The sequence below is a fragment of the Synechococcus lacustris str. Tous genome, assembly GCF_003011125.1.
Lineage (GTDB): Bacteria > Cyanobacteriota > Cyanobacteriia > PCC-6307 > Cyanobiaceae > Synechococcus_D > Synechococcus_D lacustris.
Window position 1 is genome coordinate 1 of sequence record NZ_PXVC01000119.1, and the last position, 3,883, is coordinate 3,883.

Sequence of the window (3,883 nt, forward strand, 5' to 3'; positions counted from 1 at the left end):
AATCAGTAATTACTGATGTGGATGGTTGCGGCACTGATCTGGGTGTGTTTTTAGAACGAGCAGATTTATTAGTGCTTAGAGATGGTGCTGCCTTAATTGCTGTAATCCCTCCTGCACACCTATGGCCCAGCGAAGGCGATCGGCAGCAGGCATTACGTAATGGTGATCGGCTTTCCTTACCGCGCCTATTGCTAMTAGAACGTGCTGATCTTCTCAATTGGCACCTCCCCGCTAACCATGCACTGCCAACATCAATCACCTGGCGTGAACCATTAACTCAGACCCATAGGGCCAAGACCSAAWGGRCCGAGACCCAATGGGCAGAASCTGAAAGGCACCACCCCTGGCAATACCTAACGGCCACTTTTATTGYTGRTGACGGGTCTMTGACCTCAGGGTCACTGACCCCAGGGTCKATGAACCTGAGCACTGAAACGCTGCTAGCTGATCCCCAAGCCCCCAGCGGCTGGCGGACGCAACAAATTGAGCAACGTCATTACCAAGCCATTAGCCAATTGCCTGCTATTTGGTATGCCAGTGATGGTKCAGCATTTGGAGAAGGTGARTTACCGCACCTGGGCCTTGCTCATCAATACTTAAAYCACTTCCGYTGCCAAAGCGATTACCAGGAATTGCTGTACCGAACTGCCCTGCCWGTGGGTGTACGCACCGGTGTAGCTGGCCCGCTGGGCACCAGCTCAGCCAGTGAGCCAGTGGTGCTGGGACCCAACAGCGTCATTGACYTGCCAGAAGGTGCAAGCTTTCAGTTYGTTGAAATCCAAGCGCGTTCATTAGCGGAACATCGCAGCTGGCTGGAGCTGCTTGATCAAGGTATGCGCCGTGATGCCTTGATCCCTTCTGGCGCCCAGGGKGCWCCRCGSACGGCCACTGAAATATCAATGGCTGCATCACAGGCATACGCCTTACTGCAAAGCCAAGCGATACAAAAGGCCTCGATGTTTTCATCCTTACTGCAGCACTGGTGCGCCATTACAGGAGAAGCACTGCCTGATAACGATGGGGCTGCACTAATCGTGGCAATTAGTCCTTTGGCMCCWGCTCCAAAACCATCKCCAACAGTGGCTGAAATGCTGCAACTGCAGGAGAAGGGAATTATCAGTGAGCAGGCATTGCGGCAATGGTTGGGGGATCTAGCTGGTGTGGCACCAGTTACTAAATGAGCAGTAGCAGTAATCGGCCCGCTTCTAGCTGGCAGCCGTCTGATCAAGAAGCAATTCGCCAGTGCCTAGGCCTACCTGCAACGGTGCCATGTCTTGCTGCTATTGCAAAGGCAATGGCTGATCTAGAACGCCAACACCCATCAGGTGTATTAAGCGCCAGGGCTTTATTGGATGCAGTAGCACTGATTGATCAGCAGTTGCTTTCACCTGCTGCTGATCAAGAAAAAGCAATCCAAAAGCAGAGCAACTCAAGGCCAATTGCAGGCTCAGTTGCAGCAACAGGTGATGCACCACTGCAAAAAGCAGATGTGATCACCTACGACACATCACTACTTAGGGAAGAAACTGAAACCACCTATGCCACACCCAGCTCAGCAGCAACTGCATTACTAAATCAAAGAAGGCGATATAGCGATCAGTTACTGCTATTACTGCCAAACCTAAATAGCTGGATGCAATTCACCGCTGCTACCTTGAGATTGGGCAGTGTTTCCCTGCTGCGGGGTTAGTTAATGGCAATAGCCAAGACCCACAAGGCCAAGACCCACAAGGCCAAGACCCACAGGGCCAAGACCCACAGGGCCGAGATCAGCCCACGCCAATTCACTAGCGGTCAAAACCACGGGCAACAACAATGGGTTGAAACTCCATTACAAGCATTTGCTAATGCACGCTTGCTATTAAATGAAAATGCAAGGCCTGGTGATATCACTTCACCTGTTATTGCTACTCATGTAGTTGAATGTTTACTAGAGCGGGCGCAATATATTACAGCAAAACTAAATACTACCGGAGTAGAAACCGGTGATTTCACATATAACGGCTATATAACAAGAGCAGCAAARTTATCAGCTACGCCTGGTTTTTCTTGGCTTAGTAGTGAATTGATTTGGCAGCAAAATGGRCGTCGTGTTGCATCCACACCAATTGCTTTATCAGCTGCTTATCCAGCTARGGGTTCATTAGCAACTGTTGTTGCACCCTGYGATGGCYTKATCTGGCTTGGKGATCTGTCGTTGCTGAATCCTGCGGGTAACCCTGATGTWGATCCMTACGCGCAATACACCAAATTTGCAGTACTGGAATTTGGWGCCCCATTTAACGATGGCGGTATCGGYGCTCTGGTGCAGCCTTTGATTGGCGAGAGGATCTATGGAACGCTTACCCCGAACGTTGACGTGCGGCAATAGGGAATAAGCAACACCGTGATGGGTTGCTATTCCTTCGACAGCCGAGACGGGTCATGACTACACAACTCTCAAGCAATGACCAGACTTATTCCGCCACTGGCGACAGCCAGGATGCTGCTGATCTATTAAGCAACGACCAGGAATCCACCCTCAAAGGCTCAGAGAGCCATRGGYTACACCAGGRGKCACAAACCCAAGGGTCAMWGACCCGAGCRGAACCTAGTGACACCACTTTGGGGGCAGCTGCTSTTACCAGCCATAGCAAAGACGGCCTTACAGAAGCRCTTAAATCTGAACGGCGMCGCAGCAACCAAYTAGAAAAAGAATTGCGTGGTGTACGGCAGCAACTAACACGTTTTTCTGAAATTAATCCAGAGGAATACGCMCGMCTRCAAGAAGCAGAACGTCAAAAACAACTACTTGAACAACAAGTTGAATTACGTGAACGTCAGATGGAGGAAGCTTCTGCCAAAAAGGTGGCAGCRGTRGCCGCTGAACGTGATGMAGCAGCTAGTTTAGTTATGCAATTACGTAAAGAACGACTGCTTGAAYGGGCCTTTTCAGAAGCAGAAGGCCGCACTGGTGGTGATGTGCACGGCACMTTTTTTGATGTATTTAAAGGTCAACTAGGTGCAAGTTTTAGGCTTAATGCCAGTAAAGATTCAAATGCTAGCGATTGCCTTGAACCATTAGATGCGCAAGGCCAACCATTACTTGGTGATGATGGCCGTCCGCTTAGCACTGCTGATTTCCTTGATCAACTGCGCATTCACCCCGTTTACGGCTTTTTATTTCAGCAGCGTGGTGCCATRACAATGGGCAGTGGTGTAATCAATCCAGGCCTAACTGCAAATCCATATGGCGAGGTGCTTAATCCACAATCAATGAGTGCWACTGAGTTATATCGCGCTTCTTTTGCTAGCCCTACAGCAAAAAAAAGAGCCCTGTGARGGGCTCCTGAACTAAGACTGTAGGGAAGTAGCACTTACCAGATAGGTTTCAATCCAATCATGGTGTTGTTTTTGATTAATGCGATCAGCAATTGAAGTAGCTTCTTCTGGCACATGAAAGCGTTTACGGAATGCTTTTGTGAAACCGTCTAATGCAGGTTTTGGCAATACTTTTACATTAGCTAGGATTTTAGTAACTGTATTTGGATCTAAAGGCTCAAGGCCAGCTGACGTAGCAACAGGTTGATTAATGACCCTTGGGCTCTCAGCCCTTTGGGTTTCGGGCCTCGGGCCTGTGGCCCTTTGGGGCGTAGTGTCGATCACTTGCCGTTGTTGCTTGTCATAAAGCGCTAAGCCAAATGGATTACCAAAGGTCATTAGGGCACGTTTCATTGCATCAGTTTCAGCTTCTTTTAAAGCTGATTCATGGGCTTGACCTAGATCAGCATCGATGCCATGGCCGGCACCACTGCCTTCTCTAATGATCGCTCCTACCTGGATACGCACCTTGGCTGTGTAGGTAACACCCCAGCCAGTGCGGCCATCACGACCGATATTGCGT

General features: G+C 49.6%; 4 protein-coding genes. 3 read left to right on the plus strand and 1 reads right to left on the minus strand.

What is annotated here, in order from left to right; genetic code table 11:
* The 3 genes from C7K08_RS16170 to C7K08_RS13015 form a co-directional block, all read left to right on the plus strand.
* A partial coding sequence (locus tag C7K08_RS16170; RefSeq protein ID WP_106500990.1) for a DUF4055 domain-containing protein occupies positions 1-1,181 on the plus strand: 1,181 nt, incomplete at its 5' end.
* The gene (locus C7K08_RS13005; RefSeq protein ID WP_106500991.1) at positions 1,178-1,690 is read left to right on the plus strand and encodes a hypothetical protein; all 513 of its coding nucleotides are present in this window, start codon (positions 1,178-1,180) and stop codon (positions 1,688-1,690) included. The genes C7K08_RS16170 and C7K08_RS13005, both read left to right, overlap by 4 nt.
* A 1,007-nt stretch (positions 1,691-2,697) precedes the next feature.
* Complete coding sequence (locus C7K08_RS13015) at positions 2,698-3,321, plus strand: hypothetical protein (RefSeq protein WP_133165279.1); 624 nt, start codon at positions 2,698-2,700, stop codon at positions 3,319-3,321.
* A gap of 12 nt (positions 3,322-3,333) precedes the next feature.
* Here the strand turns inward: C7K08_RS13015 and C7K08_RS13020 are convergent.
* A partial coding sequence (locus C7K08_RS13020) for a Rad52/Rad22 family DNA repair protein (RefSeq protein WP_241537265.1) occupies positions 3,334-3,883 on the minus strand: 550 nt, incomplete at its 5' end.

Bases quoted from the DNA above. Each gene is read 5' to 3' on its own strand.
- C7K08_RS13005 (WP_106500991.1), top strand. From the start codon at position 1,178: ATGAGCAGTAGCAGTAATCGGCCCGCTTCTAGCTGGCAGCCGTCTGAT.